The sequence below is a fragment of the uncultured Methanobrevibacter sp. genome, from assembly GCF_902769175.1.
Lineage (GTDB): Archaea > Methanobacteriota > Methanobacteria > Methanobacteriales > Methanobacteriaceae > Methanobrevibacter.
This window is the reverse complement of sequence record NZ_CACXNW010000027.1, coordinates 24,554-43,073: the sequence shown is the minus strand read 5'-3', so window position 1 is coordinate 43,073 and position 18,520 is coordinate 24,554. Positions and strand designations below refer to the sequence as shown.

Annotated in this window: 18 protein-coding genes and 2 tRNA genes; 13 read left to right on the top strand and 7 right to left on the bottom strand. The window is 29.8% G+C overall.

Features of this window, described 5'->3' with window-relative positions; genetic code table 11:
* The 6 genes from QZV12_RS10150 to QZV12_RS10130 form a co-directional block, all read left to right on the top strand.
* The coding region (locus QZV12_RS10150) for an HVO_0476 family zinc finger protein (protein ID WP_295621208.1) at window positions 1-580 on the top strand (580 nt) is incomplete at its 5' end.
* 75 nt (window positions 581-655) lie between these two features.
* On the top strand, window positions 656-1,930 hold the full coding sequence (locus tag QZV12_RS10145; RefSeq protein ID WP_295621205.1) for a tRNA (N(6)-L-threonylcarbamoyladenosine(37)-C(2))-methylthiotransferase: 1,275 nt from the start codon (window positions 656-658) through the stop codon (window positions 1,928-1,930).
* Window positions 1,931-1,936: 6 nt separating this feature from the next.
* Window positions 1,937-2,071, top strand: coding sequence for a TRAM domain-containing protein (locus QZV12_RS13715; RefSeq protein ID WP_366925561.1), 135 nt, complete (start codon window positions 1,937-1,939; stop codon window positions 2,069-2,071).
* A 556-nt stretch (window positions 2,072-2,627) separates the two neighbouring features.
* Complete coding sequence (locus QZV12_RS10140; RefSeq protein WP_012956484.1) at window positions 2,628-2,828, top strand: histone family protein; 201 nt, start codon at window positions 2,628-2,630, stop codon at window positions 2,826-2,828.
* A 311-nt stretch (window positions 2,829-3,139) separates the two neighbouring features.
* Window positions 3,140-3,202, top strand: a tRNA-OTHER gene (locus QZV12_RS10135).
* A 3-nt stretch (window positions 3,203-3,205) separates the two neighbouring features.
* Window positions 3,206-3,278: transfer RNA gene (locus QZV12_RS10130), tRNA-Phe, on the top strand.
* Between the two features lie 707 nt (window positions 3,279-3,985).
* On the opposite strand, the gene deoC is transcribed toward QZV12_RS10130, so the two are convergent.
* Together deoC and QZV12_RS10120 are read right to left on the bottom strand one after the other, a co-directional pair.
* Entirely contained in the window at window positions 3,986-4,711 is a 726-nt protein-coding gene (deoC, locus tag QZV12_RS10125) for a deoxyribose-phosphate aldolase (protein WP_295621202.1), read from the bottom strand.
* Window positions 4,712-5,096: 385 nt separating this feature from the next.
* Window positions 5,097-6,803: a tRNA uridine(34) 5-carboxymethylaminomethyl modification radical SAM/GNAT enzyme Elp3 gene (locus QZV12_RS10120; RefSeq protein WP_295621199.1), complete on the bottom strand. Its 1,707-nt coding sequence runs from the start codon at window positions 6,801-6,803 to the stop codon at window positions 5,097-5,099.
* Between the two features lie 515 nt (window positions 6,804-7,318).
* On the opposite strand from QZV12_RS10120, the gene QZV12_RS10115 reads away from it, so the two are divergent.
* Window positions 7,319-7,717 (top strand): PRC-barrel domain-containing protein, encoded by a 399-nt coding sequence (locus QZV12_RS10115; protein WP_295621196.1) that lies wholly within the window; start codon window positions 7,319-7,321, stop codon window positions 7,715-7,717.
* 101 nt (window positions 7,718-7,818) lie between these two features.
* Window positions 7,819-8,121: a DUF2098 domain-containing protein gene (locus tag QZV12_RS10110; RefSeq protein WP_295621193.1), complete on the top strand. Its 303-nt coding sequence runs from the start codon at window positions 7,819-7,821 to the stop codon at window positions 8,119-8,121.
* Between the two features lie 332 nt (window positions 8,122-8,453).
* On the opposite strand, the gene QZV12_RS10105 is transcribed toward QZV12_RS10110, so the two are convergent.
* The 5 genes from QZV12_RS10105 to QZV12_RS10085 form a co-directional block, all read right to left on the bottom strand.
* Window positions 8,454-10,532 carry a DEAD/DEAH box helicase gene (locus QZV12_RS10105; RefSeq protein WP_295621217.1) on the bottom strand — a complete coding sequence of 693 codons (2,079 nt, stop codon included), beginning with the start codon at window positions 10,530-10,532 and terminating at the stop codon, window positions 8,454-8,456.
* A 253-nt stretch (window positions 10,533-10,785) separates the two neighbouring features.
* On the bottom strand, window positions 10,786-11,256 hold the full coding sequence (moaC, locus tag QZV12_RS10100) for a cyclic pyranopterin monophosphate synthase MoaC (RefSeq protein WP_295621190.1): 471 nt from the start codon (window positions 11,254-11,256) through the stop codon (window positions 10,786-10,788).
* 479 nt (window positions 11,257-11,735) lie between these two features.
* Window positions 11,736-12,851: a glycosyltransferase family 4 protein gene (locus QZV12_RS10095; RefSeq protein WP_295621187.1), complete on the bottom strand. Its 1,116-nt coding sequence runs from the start codon at window positions 12,849-12,851 to the stop codon at window positions 11,736-11,738.
* A 380-nt stretch (window positions 12,852-13,231) separates the two neighbouring features.
* A complete protein-coding gene (locus QZV12_RS10090) occupies window positions 13,232-13,483 on the bottom strand; it encodes a thioredoxin family protein (RefSeq protein WP_295621184.1) in 252 nt (83 codons plus the stop codon).
* A gap of 228 nt (window positions 13,484-13,711) precedes the next feature.
* A complete protein-coding gene (locus QZV12_RS10085) occupies window positions 13,712-14,545 on the bottom strand; it encodes a S49 family peptidase (RefSeq protein WP_295621181.1) in 834 nt (277 codons plus the stop codon).
* A gap of 410 nt (window positions 14,546-14,955) precedes the next feature.
* Between QZV12_RS10085 and QZV12_RS10080 the strand changes: the two genes are divergently transcribed.
* The 5 genes from QZV12_RS10080 to QZV12_RS10060 all read left to right on the top strand — a co-directional run bounded on the left by QZV12_RS10080 (window position 14,956) and on the right by QZV12_RS10060 (window position 18,519).
* Window positions 14,956-15,867: a shikimate kinase gene (locus QZV12_RS10080; protein ID WP_295621178.1), complete on the top strand. Its 912-nt coding sequence runs from the start codon at window positions 14,956-14,958 to the stop codon at window positions 15,865-15,867.
* A 314-nt stretch (window positions 15,868-16,181) separates the two neighbouring features.
* Window positions 16,182-17,246, top strand: a complete 1,065-nt coding sequence (locus QZV12_RS10075; RefSeq protein WP_295621175.1) for a glycosyltransferase family 2 protein — start codon at window positions 16,182-16,184, stop codon at window positions 17,244-17,246.
* A gap of 191 nt (window positions 17,247-17,437) precedes the next feature.
* A complete protein-coding gene (locus tag QZV12_RS10070; RefSeq protein WP_295621172.1) occupies window positions 17,438-17,554 on the top strand; it encodes a glycosyltransferase family A protein in 117 nt (38 codons plus the stop codon).
* The gene (locus QZV12_RS10065; RefSeq protein WP_366925560.1) at window positions 17,538-18,068 is read left to right on the top strand and encodes a glycosyltransferase family 2 protein; all 531 of its coding nucleotides are present in this window, start codon (window positions 17,538-17,540) and stop codon (window positions 18,066-18,068) included. The genes QZV12_RS10070 and QZV12_RS10065 overlap by 17 nt, the downstream gene beginning before the upstream one ends.
* A gap of 73 nt (window positions 18,069-18,141) precedes the next feature.
* The gene (locus QZV12_RS10060; protein ID WP_295621168.1) at window positions 18,142-18,519 is read left to right on the top strand and encodes a hypothetical protein; all 378 of its coding nucleotides are present in this window, start codon (window positions 18,142-18,144) and stop codon (window positions 18,517-18,519) included.
* The last annotated feature ends 1 nt before the right edge of the window (window position 18,520 follow it).

Below are 18,520 nucleotides of genomic sequence, written 5' to 3'. Positions count from 1 at the left end.
CAAAAATAAGGAAATTAGAGAATTCCTATTGAAATGTGATGAATGCGGATTTGTTTATAATGAAAGAATTTCTCAGGATAACCCAAAACCATTCAGATTAATCATTAGTGAACATGAAGATACTCATAAGATAGTCATTGACTTATTCCCTGATGAACAACTTGCTGTTGGGGATTTCTTAATGTCCGAGCTTGGAAAAGTGAAAATCACTTCCTTAGAGCTTGAAGGAGAAAAAAGAGTTAAGAAAGCTGTTGCAAAAGATGTCAAGACCATCTGGGCATCATCTGAAGAGATTCCTGCACGTTTTGGAGTTTCAATAGACTTGCATGGAAAAGTCGCTTCATTCAAATGTGAAACTGAACGTGACTTCAAGATAGCTGTTGATGATATTCTAAAGATTGACAAGTATATTGCAAGAGTTCATGTAATCAAGACTGAAGAGAGAAAAACAACTAAAGGTTATGCTAAGGCAAGAGTCATTAAGAGAGTTTATGCAAAACCTGTAAAGTTCAATCATTACGATTATGATTTAACTAAATTCATTGTTCAGGCAAAACCTTTGAATAAACATAAAAATTAATTAAACATTTAAAATTTTCAATTGGGATTGTAGATTCAATCCCAATATAATCTATTTTTATTTTTAGAGGATAATATGAAAGTATTTATAGAAACTTACGGATGCACATTCAATCAAGCTGATTCTGAAATTATGGCAGGTATTTTAAATGCCAATTCCATTGATATTGTAGATAATCAAGAGGAAGCTGATGCAATCATCGTAAACACCTGTTATGTAAAATTGCCTACTGAAAGCAAGGTGATAAATAGAATCAAAAAGCTTCAAGAGGAATTTCCAGATAAGGAAATCATTGTTGCAGGATGTATGGTTGAAGTGGATCCTAAAAAGCTTGATGCAATTGGACCGAACTGCTCTTGGATTGGTCCTCACCAATTGAACAAGACTGCTGATGTTGTCAAGTCAGCTATTGGTGGGGAAGTTTCCAGAGAGTTTGGCTTTTCAGATGAGCCTAAAGTTTGTGTTCCTAAAATACGTCAGGACCCATATGTTCATGTTATCCAAATATGTGAAGGTTGCTTAGGTTCCTGCAGTTACTGTTGCACTCGCTTTGCAAGGGGCCATCTAAACAGTTATCCGATTGAGGATATTGTAAAGGAAGCAAAACAAGCTATTGAAGATGGTTGCGTAGAAATTGAGCTTACAGCTCAAGACACTTCTGCATTTGGAAAGGACACTGGTGAAAAGCTATCTGACTTGATTAAGGAAGTGGCTGGTTTAGATGGTGACTTTAAAGTTCGTGTTGGAATGATGCACCCTAAAAACATAGGAAATGACCTTGAGAATCTAATTGATGCATTTAAGATGGAAAAGGTATACAATTTCATCCATTTGCCTATTCAATCTGGAAGTGATGCAGTCTTGAAGCATATGAGAAGGAATCACACTGTTGAAGATTATAAGAAAATTGTTTATAGGTTTAAGGAGGAAATCCCAAACCTTACATTGGCTACAGATATCATTATAGGTTATCCTACAGAAACCGAAGAGGACTTTTTGATGACTGCAGACTTGATTGAAGAGATCAAATTCAATCTGATTCATTTATCCAAGTATCAGCATAGGGAAGGTGCAAGTTCATCTGCTCTTCCAAATATTCCATTTGAGGATATGAAAAGAAGATCTAAAATTTTATCCGATATTAAATTTGGAATTATTGAAGAGGAAAACAAATGCCTAAAGGGTAAGGAATTAAATGCATTGGTTGTTGGTAAAGGTTCCAAAGGTGGTTTCATTGCAAAAACCGATTCATATATTCCAGTAGTTGTTCAGGATGTCGAATTAGGTGAGTTTATCAAGGTTCATATTGATGAGACAACCGGAACTTATCTGATTGGTCATAAGATCTAATTTTTTATTCTTTTCTTATTCTTTTATTCAAAAACCGATTCCTATATTCCAGTAGTGGTTCAGAATGTTGAATTAGGTGAGTTTATTAAAGTTCATATTGATGAGACAACTGGAACTTATTTGATTGGTCATAAAATCTAATTTTTTTATTCTTTTATTTTTTTCTATTTTTCCTTTTATGAAATCATGAATACTTTAATTATTTTTTTAAGGAATTTTTTCTAATTATTATTACTTTTACACTAATATTTTCATTATTTTCTAATTTAGAAAATTCTTAGAAAATTTAGATAAAAAACTCTTTTAAAATTAGTTATTTTTTTAAATAACTTTTAAATTATCTTGTATTTTTGTTTTAAAGACTAATTTATATTTTATTTACCTTTTAAAGAAAATTTTCTTTCTTTGCTTTTTTTAAAGACTATTTGTTATTTATTTAATAAAATAAAGATATTTGGCTATTTATTTAAAGAATTAAGAGTTTTTAAAAGGTTTATTTTTTAAGAGTTCTATGGCTTTTAAATACCTTTTTTTCATATATTTTTTATTAAATTTTTTTAATTAGTTTTAATATTTCTCATTATTAAAAAATCTATATTTTTACAACTATTTTTTGAATAATAAGTGATTTAATGGCCTTAAAAAAACAAAACATTTATATACTAGGTAGAACACACTTTCAATTGGAGGTGAAAATATGAGTGAATTACCAATCGCACCTGTCGGTCGTATCTTAAAAAATGCTGGCGCACAAAGAATTAGTGATGATGCAAAAGTTGCATTAGCTGAAGCTCTTGAAGAAAAAGGTGACGAATTAGCTAAAAAAGCAGTTAACTTCGCACGCCACGCTGGTAGAAAAACCGTAAAAGCTGAAGATATCAAATTAGCAATTAAATAATTTTGTTATCTAAAGTTTTTAACTGTTAACTATTGGCCAATTATTTTTTTTTCAAATTTTATCTTTTTTTAAAAGCATTTATTTCAGAATTTTGTACTTTTTTGTAAAATTTTTCCATTAGGTTTATATGTGATAATTTACAAATCTTAATATGTATATTATATTAAGTACGAATTTCCGGGCATCGGTTTTTAAAAAATTTTGTTTTTAAAAAGTGGTATTTTGTTTGAAATTCTTAAATTCTAATTTCAAAAAATTCTAAATTTAGAAACATTTATATATAATTATTAACATACTTTTATGAGTAAGAGGGACCGGTGGTCTAGGGGTATGATACCGCCTTGACATGGCGAGTTCGAATCTCGTTCGGTCCATTTGCCGTAGTAGTTCAGTTGGGAGAACGCCAGACTGAAGATCTGGATGTCGCTGGTTCAAGTCCGGCCTACGGCATTTTTTTTATCTAAGAATATTTAGTTCGTTTTAATAAAAACTATTTTTTCATTATTTTTAAAATATTTGATTAATGTTGTTATTTTACTTTTAAATTATTAAATTGCTTTTAAAATGAAAAATTAAACTAAAAAAATAGTTAAATTAATAAAATCTAATTTATAAACTATTATTGGGCAATTCTAAAATTGGGTAGTTTATTTAGAACTACGAATTTTTTCAGCAGGGGGAAAACACGAGTATCTCCTGACTAAAAACAGGAGGTGGTTCTATGGTGGATGAAATTTTAAAACTGTTCAAAATTTTTAGTTTATTAAATAGAATTCATATTACAGTTTGTATAAAAATTAATTAAATTTTTATAGGAATAAATTAAAGTAATTTAAATTATCCCATTTTTAATTTTGCCTTAAAATATTAACAAGAATATTTAAATATTAAAAAAAAAACAATATTTAATTAAATACTCGTGTGTCAATCTCATTTTTGAGATTGATTTTTTCCTGCTAGTGGAGTTTATCTCCACTTTTTTTATGCATTATAATTTAGTTTTATCCTTTACGAATTGTTCTATTGATGGTATTATAATCCTTGAAATTTTAATCGGAAAGAATACACAATAAATCTACTGTTTTTAAAATGTTAAAAAATTTAAAAATTTATTAAAAAAAGAAAAAAAGAATTTAAATAAATTATTAAAAATTTATTTAAATAAGTCTTGGACCAGTTTTTTGATTAGGATCAGTTTTCTGATTTTCTAAAACATGATTTAGTTGATCCATAATGATATGTCCTGAAGAGGTTCCAATTTTAGTTACTCCAGCAGCCAATACATTATTTGCCAATTTGTAATTGTTAATTCCACCTGCAGCTTTCATTTCAAGATGAGGTGCATTCTTTTTCATGATTCTTAAACTTTCCATCAAAGAATAGAATTGTTGTTTTCCATTGAATCCGCTGGAAGTTTTTACATAGTCTGCTCCACCTTCTTCACACATTCTGGAAGCTCCAGCCATTTCATCTTCATTAAGTAGTGGGTTTTCGATAATCACTTTAAGGATATGGTCTCCTATAGCTTCCTTAACTGCTTTGATGTCGTTTTTAACATATTCAAAGTCACGGTTTTTAATTGAAGGAATGTTTGCCATCATATCAATTTCATCTGCACCATCTGCAATTGCAGCTTTTGCTTCAGCTACTTTTCCTTCAGTGTTCCCAGCACCTAATGGGAAGTCAACAACAGTTACGACTTTCATGTCTGTGTCTTTCAATTCTTCTTTTGCTAATTTAACATAGTGTGGTAAAACAACAACTGAGTAGAAAGGATATTCTTTAGCCTTTTCGAAAAATGCTTTCATCTCATCTACTGTTGCAGTGTTATCTAAGTGAGTGAATTCAATAGCTTGCGCAAGTTTTTCAGCTTTATTAATCATTTTGTTCATCTCCCTATTTTTAAAGCGATTTATTAATCATAATCTCCAATAATTTTAATTTATTCTTTAATAAATTTTTATCTCCAATATCTAATTTATTTTCAGATTAAATTTTAATCTCCAATAAACATGATTTTTAAGTTCAATGCAATTTTAATACATCATTAACATTAGTTTTATATGTATATAATAGTTAGTTTAACTTCAAACTATATAATACTTTTGTCTTGTTTGATTGTTTCATATTTTTTTAAAAAATATATAAAACAATCTCAAAGCTATTTTTTGTATTAGTTTTTTAGTTATTTTTAAGTTATTTTTTTATGCAATTATTTTTTTGGATTAATCTTTTATTTATTTTAAAGTATTTTTTTGCAATTATTTATTAGATTAATTTTTTAGCCATATATGGACCTTTACGTTCATATCCAAATTTACGGTAATAGTTTCTAGCTCCAATCCCACTGATAATCAAAAGCTCTTCCTTGTTTTGATCAATGCTTATCTCTTCAGCACGCTTAAGTAATTTTTCACCAAATCCTGTATGCTGACCGATATTATTGCCCTTTTGACCAATCTTAATCATATTTCCATAAACATGAAGCTCACGTACAATTGCTGTTTTCTCATCAATCTCTTCTCTATGAGCTTCTGGTGATGGCATTCTTAATCTTAGGAATCCTGCAAGGCTTTCCTCATTCTTGTCTTCAATGGATAGGAAATGCTCTTTTCCATTTGTAGCAATATAATCCTCTTCAAATAATTGATAATCATCAATGGTATATTCTTCTTTTGTCTTTTTATGACCTATCTCTCTGCATCTTATGCATTGGCAATTGATTTTCTCCTCTTCAAGACGATTGTAAACCAATTCTCCTAAATTGGATTTTTTCACTCCATCTTCAATCAATGTTGAAGGTATATCCCTTTGGATTCTCATGGTTCTTACCCATTTAGGCAAAATCTTTTTGATTTGGACTATCAGGTCTACAGCTTCTTCATCGCTGTATGGTCTGTATTTTCCTTCTTTCCATAAGTCGTGAAGTTCGCTGCCGTCAGTTACAAGACAAGGATAGATCTTTAGCATATCTGGCTTGAAGTTGTCATTTGTAAAAATGGTTTTAAACATTTCCAAGTCTTTCTTTGGGCATTGCTCAATTCTAGGTTCGTCCCTTTCAAGTGGGAAAAGCCCAGGCATCATGTGCATAGCCACCTTTACGCCAGAATCCCTAAGGATTCTATTTGCTTCAATGACATCCTCAACAGTATGGCCTCTTTTTATCTTTTCATAGATGTGGTTATGAATGGTTTGAACACCTAATTCAACACGGGTGACTCCCATCTTCAGCATTCTATCAACATGAGGCTCTTTACAGTAGTCCGGTCTTGTTTCAAAGGTCATTCCAATGCATCTTACCTTAGAACTTTCATTTATTCTTTGAATGTCTTCTATCAAGACATAATCATTTGGAGGATATGTCTTTAAGGCATGGTCGCTGTATGGAGGATATTTCAAAAGGTCTTCCTTATTGAATGTTTCGATGTCATCAATCTCTCTGATGTTTGAAAGAATAACTCCAAAATCGCTCATTACCTTTAAGCATTGTGAAACAAACCATTCCTGATAGCAAATGTCTTTGGAAGGGAATGTTCCTCCCATAATGATAAGCTCAACCTTGTCAATAGGGTGTCCAACCTTATGCAATTGCTTTAATCTGTTGTAGCATTGAACATATGGATGAAACTTAAACATTCTGCCTCTGAGTGCTGCAGGTTCCTCACCAGTATAGCTTGGAGGTGCAATATCACTTTCAGGACAATAATAGCATCTTCCATGAGGGCATTGGTGTGGATGGCACATCACTGCAACTATAGCAACACCAGAAATTGTTCTGGTTGGTTTCTTTTTCAATAAGTTAGAGACAATCTTCTTTTCTTCAAGACTTGCATGTTCTAGGATAACTGAATTGCTCATAAATTTCTTCAAATTTCTATCTCTACATAACTGTCTTTTCTCTACTTCAAGCTCACGTCGTGTAGTTATTTTTCCATTTATGATATCCTCTATGATTATTCGACATGCTTCGTCCATTAAATTCACCTTATGATCAATGATTATTAGCCATAAACTCTTCTTTCATAATTTTTTGTCTTTGTGTTTTTTGGCCTTAATTTTTATTTTGCTTTATTTTTTTGTCTTTGTGTTTTTTGGCCTTAATTTTTATTTTGCTTTATTTTTTTTGTCTTTGTGTTTTTTGGCCTTAATTTTTATTTTGCTTTATTTTTTTTGTCTTTGTGTTTTTTGGCCTTAGATTTTGATTTACAATATTTTTAAAATATATATTAGTATTTGTTTTTAAAATATTAAATTATTTTCATAGACTTTATTTTAAAATATGAAAAATTAGAATATTTACAATTTTCATAATTTTTTAGCTTTATGAAAAATTTTAGATAAGTTTATATAATTATCAATTCATATTTTTAAATAATTGAAATTATGTTAAAAGAATTTTTATAATTTATTTTTATTTTGACATTAATAAAACTAATGTTTTTTCTGGATTTAGCATGATTTCATAAAAAAATAATAATTGAGGTAATAAAATGAGAATTAAACAATTATTAGGTATGATGGCTTTAGATGCTAATGCAAATGAAGTAGGTAAAATTGATGATGTTGATTTTAATCCAGAAGAAGGAGTAATCAACAATATAACTATTATCCTTAAGAAAAACTTTATTTCTTCAGACAAAATCGAAGTTGATTTTGAAGATGTAAAAAGCATTGGAGATTATGTTTTATTAAATAAAGAAATCGACAAACAAGCTGCAATTGAAGTTGCTGAAAAAGCTAAAAAAGCTGCAAAAGCAGAAAAAGAAGCAGCAGAAGCAGCAAAAGCTGAAGAAGTAGAAGAAACTGAAGAAGAAGTTGAAGTTGAAGAAGCTGCTGAAGAAGAAGCCGAAGAGGCTGAAGAAGAAGCTGCTGAAGTAAAAATTGAATAAATTTAAAATTTCTTAGAATAGATTATCTGATTGTTTTTTTAAAATAATTAGATTTATCTATTTTTTTCATACTAAGTTTCTTGTAACTTATAGGTGATATTATGAGTTTCTGTGATATTAGAGGAGAAACCATTGATGTTGGCGCTTTTATAAGATACACAGGCACTGGTACCGTAAGCAAAGTTGTTGACTTAAAGGAAGAAGACAACCAACAATGGGTTAAATTAGATGATCCTGCATTATGGTATGCAGCCGACTCTTTAGAAGTTGTCAATGAAAAAGACATCATCGGTGTTGAAAGTATCGATAAAGACACTCTTGAAAAAGTTAAAGACATTAAGGAAGGTTACGACGAACTTAATGCTAACTTAAACGATATTCAAGGATGTGAAGGTGGAGGTTAATTCTCCCCTTTCTTTAAATTTTAACTTTTTTTATTATTCGTTTTTAGTCTTTTTTTTAGATTATTTTATTTATTAATTTATTTTCATTGATCTTTTTTTAAAAATAGTTTTTATTTTAATCAGATAAGATGTTTAATCTTTAATAATTGTTAATTCTTATGAAAATATTCTCTTTTTTAAAATTAGGGTTATTATTATTTTAAAATAGTTTATTCTTTTGAAAATATTGTCTTTTTTAAAATTAGGGTTATTATTATTTTAAAATAGTTTTATTCTTATGAAAAATTTGTTTTTTAAAAAAAATAGAAAACAGATAATTAAAAAAAATGAAATTAATAATTATCTGTGAATTTTTTAATGCTTTCAGCTAATTTTGGACCGATTCCTTCAACTTTTTGAAGCTCTTTTTCAGAGTATGGTCTTAAGTCTTCACCGAATACCTTGACTAATGCTCTTGCACGACGTCTTCCTAAACGTTTTACGTCAATTACAAGTGGGATAATGTCTTCTTTTACACCATAGTAAAGTCTTGCAGACAAGAAATCCAAATCCTTGGAATATGCATATTTTCCAAGAACTTCCAATGTGTTTTTTGTAAATCTGACAAGCAATGAAGCTTCATATGCTGAACGTCTTGTAGATGAAGAGTAAACATGATATGCATTTTCTATTTGGTATTCTGTTCTTTCATTTATCCATTCAATCAATGACACAGCAGTAGCTTCAGGATTTCCAATATCAATGGCAAAAAGACCATAATTTGAAAGCTTTTCACGAACAGGGTCTTTAGACTTTCTGCCTTTAAATGAGATAAGAGGCATATCTGCTGTTTGAGACAAGTGATAAATAAGCTCTTCAGGATTAAATTCATCAATATTGTTTGCATACTCTTTAATCTTAACTGCTGTTTCAACGCTGTAATTGGACCTTGCTATCAGATTACCAAATGCAGTTGTTTTCAATCCGCTTGGTGTAGCTTGCACAATCTGGTTTTGAAGCAGGAATTCCAAAGCGTTTTGGATTTCAAATTTCAATCCTTCCTCTGTAAAGAAGCTCATAGATGAATTGGTCATTTGATATCCGTAAAATGTTTTATTGAAGAAATCCAACAGCTCTTCAGGGGTTTTTGAGAGAGTGGATGCCACTTGTGCAATGATTTGCTTATATACAGCATCCTTGTTTTCAATAAGTTTTGAATTGGTTGGCTCTACATGTCCATTGATGTAGCGCTCTTCAAGTGTGAGAGACTCTTCCATAGATTTTGCAACCAGGTAAGAGTATCCTGTATCATCATATTGCGGCCTTCCTGCCCTACCTGACATCTGTTCATAGTCAAAAACAGGAATTGCCTGAGGACCTTGTGAAGTCCATCTGGTGTAGTCCCTAATGACAACATATTTTGATGGAAGGTTAACTCCATACATTAAGCTTGGTGTAGCAGCAATCATTAGAATGTTTCCATTTCTAAACTCTTCCTCAATGATTTCCTTTTGCTCGCTGAAAAGACCTGCATGGTGGAAAACAGCACCATTTTCACAGCTTTCAGATAATTTGAGACAAGTTGAAGTTGGCCTTGATCCTTTTTTCTCAGGAACTTCAAGCAATTTATCTGCAACTTCCTTAAAGCGCTGTTTCTGTTCTGCACTTGTTTTCTTTTTAAGCTTTCCAGCAACATAGCTTGCAAGGCTTTCTGTAAATCTTCTTGTTGAAACGAAGCTTAATGCTTGGGCATCATCTGCAATTGCCTTTTCAATAACCTTTACAACTACATCATTCTTGTTTTTGGTATTGAACATTTCAGTATCCAAAACATCCTTGTTCAATGGAACTGGCCTGTAGTCATGTTCCACTACCGTTGCATCAAGCCAGCTTTCAATCTCTTCCATATTTTCAAGTGTTGCAGATAATGCAATGATTCTTAATGAAGGATTGATTATATTTGCCCTTGTAATTGCACATTCTATTGTAGGACCTCTTGAAAACTCACCAATCATATGGAATTCATCAATGATGATTGTATCGACTTCTCTTAAAACATCCCATGAAAATCTTGTCAATGCATCAAATGATTCAAAAACCATAACTGATAAATCTGAAGAGGAAGGATGCTTTCCAACCTTGATTCCATATTCCTCAAATTTCTTAAACTCCTTTACCTTTTCATTCTGAATAGAAATGAGAGGTGCAGCATAAACGGCTTTTCCATCATCTAATATTGCCTTAAGGGCTGCCATTATCCCAAGTACAGTTTTACCACTTGCTGTAGGAATTGCAATAACCGTATTCCTATTGTTTTCCAAGTATCCTGATTCAATCACTGCTTTTTGGGCAGGATTAAACTCTTCAATGTAGGGGTAGCAACCATTTATTATTGTTTTAATGTTTTCTGGGATGTTTTCCATAATAATCAGTCTTTCTTATTTGTTTATAAAAATTAAAATTATTTCAATTCATATTCTTTTAAAAACTTGTTAAAATAATTTTTATATAATATTTGTTGTTTATATAAAATCTCAATTTTCATAGAGCAAATGAAAAGTTATTTGTTTTTAATGTAAAACCTATTTGTTTTTAATGTAAAACCTCAATTTTCATAGAGCAAATGAAAAGTTATTTGTTTTTAATGTAAAACCTCAATTTTCATAGAGCAAATGAAAAGTTTTATCATATCTTCTCTTTTTTAAGCACAACAATGTCAGAAATTTTAGTATCTGGATATTGTCCATCGTCATCCTTTTCAACTGCTTTTGTCATGTCCCAAATGGTAAGCAATGCTACGCTAACTCCTGTAATCGCTTCCATTTCCACTCCAGTTTGTCCAGTTAATCTGCATTCGCATGTTGCAGTGATTTCAGTTTCACCTACATCAAACTCTATTTCGATTCCGCTGAGATTTAATGGATGGCAAAGGGGAATGATATCAGATGTCTTTTTTACAGCTTGGATTCCAGCTATTTGAGCAGTTGTCAAAATGTTTCCCTTTTTGATTTCTGCATTTTTAATCATTTCAATTGTTTCCTTTTGAAGATGGATCTTTCCACTTGCAACTGCAGTTCTTCTTTGCTGTGGCTTAGCTCCAACTTCTACCATGTGAACTCCAGTTTCAGTTAAATGAGTAAATTCTTTTTCTCCCATATAAAAACCTCTGTTTTTTAAAATCTAAACTTTATATGATTTTGGTTATATTTATTATTTTGTTATTTGAGCAAACTTTCCAGTCTTATTTTTTTACTATTTTTTATTTTTTTTATTTTTTTTATTTTTTTTATTTTTTTTATTTTTTTTATTTTTTTTATTTTGAAAAATTCATTTTTGTTGAATTTATTCTATTAAGACTTTTATTTAACTTTTATTTCTCATTATTAATAACTATTATCTAAAATTTAATGATAATTTCGTTAATCAGTTGTTATTTTTTAATTTAAATCAAAATTATTAGTTAAAATCAATTTTACAATCTTTTTATGATTTTTTTATTCAATTTAATTTCATTAGCTTTTTATGATTTTTTAATATGGTGAATATTATTGATTTTATTCAATTTACATATCTTTTATGATTTTTTAATGAATGTAAATTATAGATTTACTATATTTTAACATTCTTTATGATTTTCAATTCAATTCATCATAAGGCAATTTAGTTTCTCCAAAGTCTTTAGCTCTGTTTCTTGCATTTGACTTGAATTTTTCCATTAAATCTTTATCATTTAATATCCTATCGATTGCATTAGCCAAATCTGTGCTGTCATTTGGATCAATCAACAATCCAACATCTTCTGTAATGATTTCATTTATTCCTCCGACATTGCTTCCAATAACTGGTTTGCCACAAGATAATGCTTCAATGAGCACAAGACCAAAGCTTTCGCTGATTGAAGGCAATACAATCAAATCACCGCTTGGCATAACATCTTCTATATCTGTTCTGGAACCTGTAAAGTAAACATTATCAAGGTTTCCCTCTAAATATTCCTTTTCAGCTTTTGCCTTTAAGCTTTCCTTTAATGGACCATCACCAACAATCACAAGATTGGCCTTTGTCTTCATTTCTTTTTTAGCTTCAAGAAGCAATCCAACATTCTTCCTTTTAATTAAATTTCCGACAAATAAAATGATAAGTTTGTCTGCAGCTATGTTGAATTCATGGACCAATTCTTTTTTAAATTTACTTTCATTATTTTTTGTAGTTTTAAACTTATTGACATCTACACTATTCCAGTGCAATCTTACTTTTTCTTTAATATTTGGAATTTTAGTGTTGATGATTTCATCCTTTAATGCATTGCTTACTGCAAGGACTATGTCTGCATCCGTAAGGACTTTTTTAATAAGAGGTCTTGTGTAAGCTTTATTATTATACATTTCAAACATGTCTGATCCATGTGCTGTTACATAGGTTTTAGTTCCTGTTGACTTTCCTGCCTTAACTGCTGCCCATCCTGCAGGGAAAAGGTAATGTCCGTGGATTATGTCAATGTCTTCCTTTTCAATCAGTTTTTTAAGTTCCTTTTTTGCATTTATTGCAAAGAACAATCCTCTAAGTCCTGGAACATTAACTCCTTTTGTGCCAATAACATGGATTCCATCAATATCCTTAATATCCTTGTGAGGGTATGTGATAACATATACTTCATGGCCTTGCTTGATCAATTCATTTGCTAAGTTGCGTATATGAACTCCAACTCCTCCAATATGTGGTGGAAACTGTCCAACCATTGCAATTTTCATCTTTTTACCTCTTATTAATTGATTTATTAAAAGATTAGATTTGTCTTTTGATTTACACATTTTAATCTAATATTATAATATATTTTGTTAATTCTATTTATTTTTATATAAAAAATATTGGATTGGTTTGTTTAAAAATAGGTTTTATGATTAAAAAGTTTCTTTTCATTAGAAAATAGTTAAAAAAAGAGCAATTAAAAAAATAGTTTTAATGAGTTAAAAAAGATTAGTTTAAAAAATTGTTAAAATAAAAAATATTAGAAATTTTCATTAGAAAATAGTTAAAAAAAGAGCAATTAAAAAAATAGTTTTAATAGTTAAAAAAAGATTAGTTTAAAAAATAGGTAAAATAAAAAAATATTAGAAAATTGTAAAAACAATTATTCTAATCTGTCTAATAATTCAGCAAGAGTTGGAGCACCAATAAATGCTAATGAATTATTGATTGCAATTGCAGGAACTGCTGTAACTCCGTAGCCAATTGCTATGTCTCTGTTTTCAGGATCAGCAATACTAAGGATTTGATAATCGATTTCATCACCTAATTTTGCTTTTGCTTCTTCAACAACTTTTACAGCACCAGGACAATGTGGGCAAGTTGGTGAAGTAAATACTTCTATTTTGTATACCATATTATCACCTTTGATTTTTTAATAAAGAATTGTTTATATTTTTTAAATATGATGATTGAAATTTATAAAAATCAAATTATTTAAAACTTTTATAAATTATTTAATATTATTAGTTCGTTAATATATAAATATTCCTATATTTTATTAAGAATTTTCCTCCTTGAAACAAATTGGGAATAATCAAGTTTTATTTTAAAAATTTTAAAATTATTGAATGTAAATCTAATTTTACTTTAAATGGAAAATCTTGTTTTCGCTTAAGGTTTCTGTTAAGCTTTTTTTAGCTGGAGGATAATTAACTACAGTGTAATTTGTTGCATTTGATGTTGATGCAGCTAATTTAATTGCATTATTTTTATTTCCAATTTCATCAATCAATCCATAGTTTTTAGCTTCATTTCCATTGTATTTTTTACCATAAGCCAATTGAGACAGGTAATTTGGATTCAAATCCCTATATTCAGCTATTTTTTTAATGAATTGGGTGTAATCCTGATCAATCATCATTTGGCCATTTGTAAGATTATCAATATTTGATTGATTTGTTTTCTTTATGTTTAGATAAGCCTCATTGTAGACTCCATTAAGCTTTTCATTTGAGTACTTTCCGCAATCGATATAAGTAAGACCTATTCCTCCTATAGATGAAGCTGAATTTGCTACGATGGAATCGCAAGCGCTTGAAATCAAGTAAGCTTCATCCCATCCCTTATCTCCAATATATGCAATGACTGGCTTAGGTGAATTCTTTATGTCTTCAGCTATTTCAGTGCAAGCCACTTCACTTCCGCCTTTGCTGTTGATGTCTAAAACAATGGCTTTCACATTCTTATCAGCGATTGCCTCATTCAATTCACTTTCTATTTTGCTTGCAGTTGTAAATATTCTTGTAGAATTGGATGAGTCATATGTGACTGCTCCACTTATTGAGATAACTGCAATTTGGTCTTGCTCAATAGCTAAATTGCCAAATGGTAAAACAAGAACTAAAAGCAATACTATAGCAAGTATGATAAATGTGCCTATTCCAATATTTAGCCAATTTATTTTTCTTTCGCTCATAGTATCACATCTTTAGCTTTTTTCATTTTCAATATTTTCTTTCATTTTTTTGAAATAATGTATTTTTTTTAAAAAATCAGTGTATTATAATATATTTATTTACATTAATATAAATTTTATTTTTAATAATAACTTTTTTCAAGATTTTTTCATATTATATTCATTTTATAAATTTTTCTTTTCAAAAAGAGCTATTTGCATATTTATTTTATAAATTTTTCTTTTCAAGAAGAGCTATTTGCATATTTATTTTATAAATTTTCTTATCATGAAGAGATATTTGCATATTTATTTTATAAATTTTACTTTTAAAAAGATCTATTGGCATTGAATGATTTTCAATTAACTATATATTATTTGATTTAAAAAATACTATATGTATTTTAATTTTAACTGATTAGGTGATTATATTGAGCAAAAAAGTTTTATCTCCAGGTTCCGCCACTATTATAAATGCGATTTCAACTGGCTTTGGCTCAGCATTTGGAATTGGTCTTGCCATTGAAGCTGAAGCTAAATTTTCTAGTCGTGGCGTTAACTGTTCCTCTGATTTGGGAGCTGATCCTCATTTGATGAACTTATGTGTGGAGAAGGTTTTAGACCATTATAAGATTGGCAGTGATTTGGATTTTGATGAGATTATCCCGAGCTTGGATTTTGGAAACGGTGAAGGGATTGAAGTTACGACAAAATCTAATTTGCCTTTAGGTTCAGGTCTTTCTTCAAGCAGTGCCTTATCAAATGCTGTTGTAATGGCTACTACTGCTTTGATTGCAGGAGAATTTTATTTAGAGCCATTAACTGATATGGAAATAATTAATTATGGAATTGAGGCTTCTCTTGAAGCGGGAGTTACAATTACTGGAGCTTTTGATGATGCTACAGCATCATTCTTTGGTGGCGTAACTGTAACAGATAATGGTGAGCGAAATATTTTGTATAGGGAAAAACTGCCTGAATATGATGTTTTGGTATTTATGCCTGATAAGGAATCATTAAGCGGGTCCTCTGATGTAAATAGGATGAAGCTTGTTGCTCCATTTGTTGAAATGGCATTTGAAAAGGCAATGAACAAAGAGTATTTCAAGGCTTTGACCTTAAATGGGCTTTTGTATGCTAATGCATTAGGATTTGACAATAATATTGCATTGGATGCACTTCAAGCTGGTGCTCTTGCTTCAGGATTGTCTGGAACTGGATCATCTTTTGTAGCTATTGTAGATGAGAATTCAATTGATGGCGTTAAGGAAGCGTGGGATGCTTATGACGGCAGAGTCATTGAAACCAAAGTGGACAATTTTGGAACAAAATTTATTCATTAATCCAGTTCATTCATTGTAGAATGATTCCAATTGATTTTCAGAGTCTCATTTAAGAATAATCTATAGATTTTTAAGTTTTTTTTAGAACAATCTATAGGTTTTCACACTCTTTTTTTTGAATAATCTGTTTATTTTTCTTATTTTCGAATGATTTATAGGTGGTTTATGCTTTTTTTGAATAATCTATGGTCATCACCATTTAAATTTTTAAATGATGATAGGGGATTTTTGTACAGTTCTTATCGAATGAAATTCTCTTCCTAAATTATATATGCATATGAAAAAAATATATATTCTTATCGAGAGTGATGAAAATGGTAGAGCTTTCTGTTATAATTCCTGCTTATAATGTTGAAGATTATATAGGGGATTGCCTAAACAGCATAATGAATCAGACATTTAAGGATTTAGAGATTATTTGCATAAATGATGGATCAGAAGACAATACTTTAAATATATTGAGGCAATTTGAAAGCAAGGATGATAGGATAATTGTCATCGACCAAGAGAATAATGGTGTAGGAACTGCTAGAAATGCTGGAATAGATGCAGCAACTGGTGAATACATTTATTTTATAGATTCAGATGATTTCCTTGATTCTAATGCCTTAAGTGAATTATACGACATTGCTAAGGAAAATGAAGCTGATTTGATCATTTTCAAATCCCAAAACTTCAATCAAGACCCAAATGAACCTTTTGTGGAAGAATATAATGAAATGGAGCAGATTCCATCTACATTTAGAAACAAACTGTTTAGCTTTAAGGATATGCTTGAACATTTCACAAGAATTGATGTAACCATATGGAATAAGCTTTTCAAGCATGATTTGATAGAAGATGTGCGATTTGATGAAGACATTATCTTTGAAGATAATTTATTCACAATGGACTATTTCTTTAAAGCCAATAGAGTCTATTTTTATGATAATGTATTGCATCATAGGCGCCTTAGGCCTAATTCAATAATAACCTCTGCTTCAAAAAGACATGTTGAAGGATTGGAAGTTAATAAGAGAATGATAAAAAGGATTAAGGAAGCAGGATACTATGATGATGTTAAGGAGAAATTGTTTATTAAGAATTTCACTAAAATCAGCTACAGATTTATTAACATTGATGATGAGTACAAAGAGTACTTTTTTGACTGCTTGAAAAAGGATTTAACAAGCAATGAAGATGAACTTAAAAACAGTCTTGATTTTTCATTAATTGATGATAGAACTAGATTTATTTTCAATAATATGTTGGAATCTTCTCATTTTTGGGAATTGGAATTAAGAATCAGATGTTATGATTATGAAAATAAGATAAATGAATTAGAGGACATTATTGAAAATTTAAATGATGAAGTTAAGAATCTTAAATCGGTTAAGTAAGTTTATTTCTAGTTTTTTTAGAATAGTCATAGATTTTAATACTTTTTCTTTTTTTAAATAACTTTTCGTTCTTCATTTTAAATTTTAAAATAATCTTGATGGAATTCGCATAGTTTTTATTAATGGCATCCGCTTCTTAAATTATATATACAATGAAAATTAATATATAAATATTGTTGAGAGTGATGAAAATGGTAGAGATTTCTGTTATAATTCCTGCTTATAATGTTGAAGATTATATTGGGGATTGCGTAAACAGCATAATCAATCAGACATTTAAGGATATAAAAGATTATTTGTGTAGATGACGGATTAGAAGACAATACTTTAAAGTTATTAAGGGAATTTGAAAGCAAGGATGATAGGATAGCTGTCATTGCCCTTGAACATAATGGTGTAGGAACTGCTAGAAATGCAGGATTAGATGCGGCAACTGGAGAATACATTTACTTTATGGATTCAGATGATATCTTGGATACTAATGCTTTAACTGAATTGTATGACATTGCCAAGGAAAAGGAAACCGATATGATTATTTTCAAATCCCAAAGCTTCAATCAGGACCCTAGTCAACCTTTTGTAGAGGAATATAATGAAATGGAACAGATTCCATCTTCCTTTAAAAATAAATTGTTTAGCTTTAAGGACATGCTTGAACATTTTACAAGCTTAGATGTGACAATGCCAACCAAATTTTTCAAGTATGATTTAATAGGGGATATACGCTTTGATGAAGATGTGATCTTTGAGGATAACCTTTTCACAATCGATTATTTTTTCAATGCAAATAGGATATATTTTTATGATAAGGTAGTATCATAGGCGCCTTAGGCCTAATTCAATCATAACATCAACTTCAAAAAGACATGTTGAAGGTTTGGAAGTCAATAACAGGATGGTTAAAAGGATTCAGGATGCCAGTTATTATGAGGATGTTAAGGAGAAATTGTTTGTTAAGAATTTCACTAAGATCAGTTACCGGTTTATTAACATTGATGATGAGTACAAGGAATACTTTTTTGATTGCCTGAAAAAAGATTTGGAACTTAATGGGGATATAATAAAGAATAATCTTGATTTTTCCTTAATTGATGATAGAACTACATTTATTTTTGAAAATATGATGGAATCTTCTCATTTTTGGGAATTGGAATTGAGAATCAGATGTTATGATTATGGAATTGTGATAAAAAAATTAAAATACCTTAATGAAGAATTGATGGAAGAAAATAAGAAGCTTAAATCTGAGTTAAAAAAATTGCCTGAAGGATAAA

Coding starts and splice junctions, on each gene's coding strand:
- QZV12_RS10145 (WP_295621205.1), top strand. CDS start 656: ATGAAAGTATTTATAGAAACTTACGGATGCACATTCAATCAAGCTGAT.
- QZV12_RS10115 (WP_295621196.1), top strand. CDS start 7,319: ATGAGAATTAAACAATTATTAGGTATGATGGCTTTAGATGCTAATGCA.
- QZV12_RS10085 (WP_295621181.1), bottom strand. CDS start 14,545: ATGAGCGAAAGAAAAATAAATTGGCTAAATATTGGAATAGGCACATTT.
- QZV12_RS10075 (WP_295621175.1), top strand. CDS start 16,182: ATGGTAGAGCTTTCTGTTATAATTCCTGCTTATAATGTTGAAGATTAT.
- QZV12_RS10140 (WP_012956484.1), top strand. CDS start 2,628: ATGAGTGAATTACCAATCGCACCTGTCGGTCGTATCTTAAAAAATGCT.
- deoC (WP_295621202.1), bottom strand. CDS start 4,711: ATGATTAATAAAGCTGAAAAACTTGCGCAAGCTATTGAATTCACTCAC.
- QZV12_RS10060 (WP_295621168.1), top strand. CDS start 18,142: ATGGTTAAAAGGATTCAGGATGCCAGTTATTATGAGGATGTTAAGGAG.
- moaC (WP_295621190.1), bottom strand. CDS start 11,256: ATGGGAGAAAAAGAATTTACTCATTTAACTGAAACTGGAGTTCACATG.
- QZV12_RS10095 (WP_295621187.1), bottom strand. CDS start 12,851: ATGAAAATTGCAATGGTTGGACAGTTTCCACCACATATTGGAGGAGTT.
- QZV12_RS10070 (WP_295621172.1), top strand. CDS start 17,438: ATGGTAGAGATTTCTGTTATAATTCCTGCTTATAATGTTGAAGATTAT.
- QZV12_RS10110 (WP_295621193.1), top strand. CDS start 7,819: ATGAGTTTCTGTGATATTAGAGGAGAAACCATTGATGTTGGCGCTTTT.
- QZV12_RS10120 (WP_295621199.1), bottom strand. CDS start 6,803: ATGGACGAAGCATGTCGAATAATCATAGAGGATATCATAAATGGAAAA.
- QZV12_RS10090 (WP_295621184.1), bottom strand. CDS start 13,483: ATGGTATACAAAATAGAAGTATTTACTTCACCAACTTGCCCACATTGT.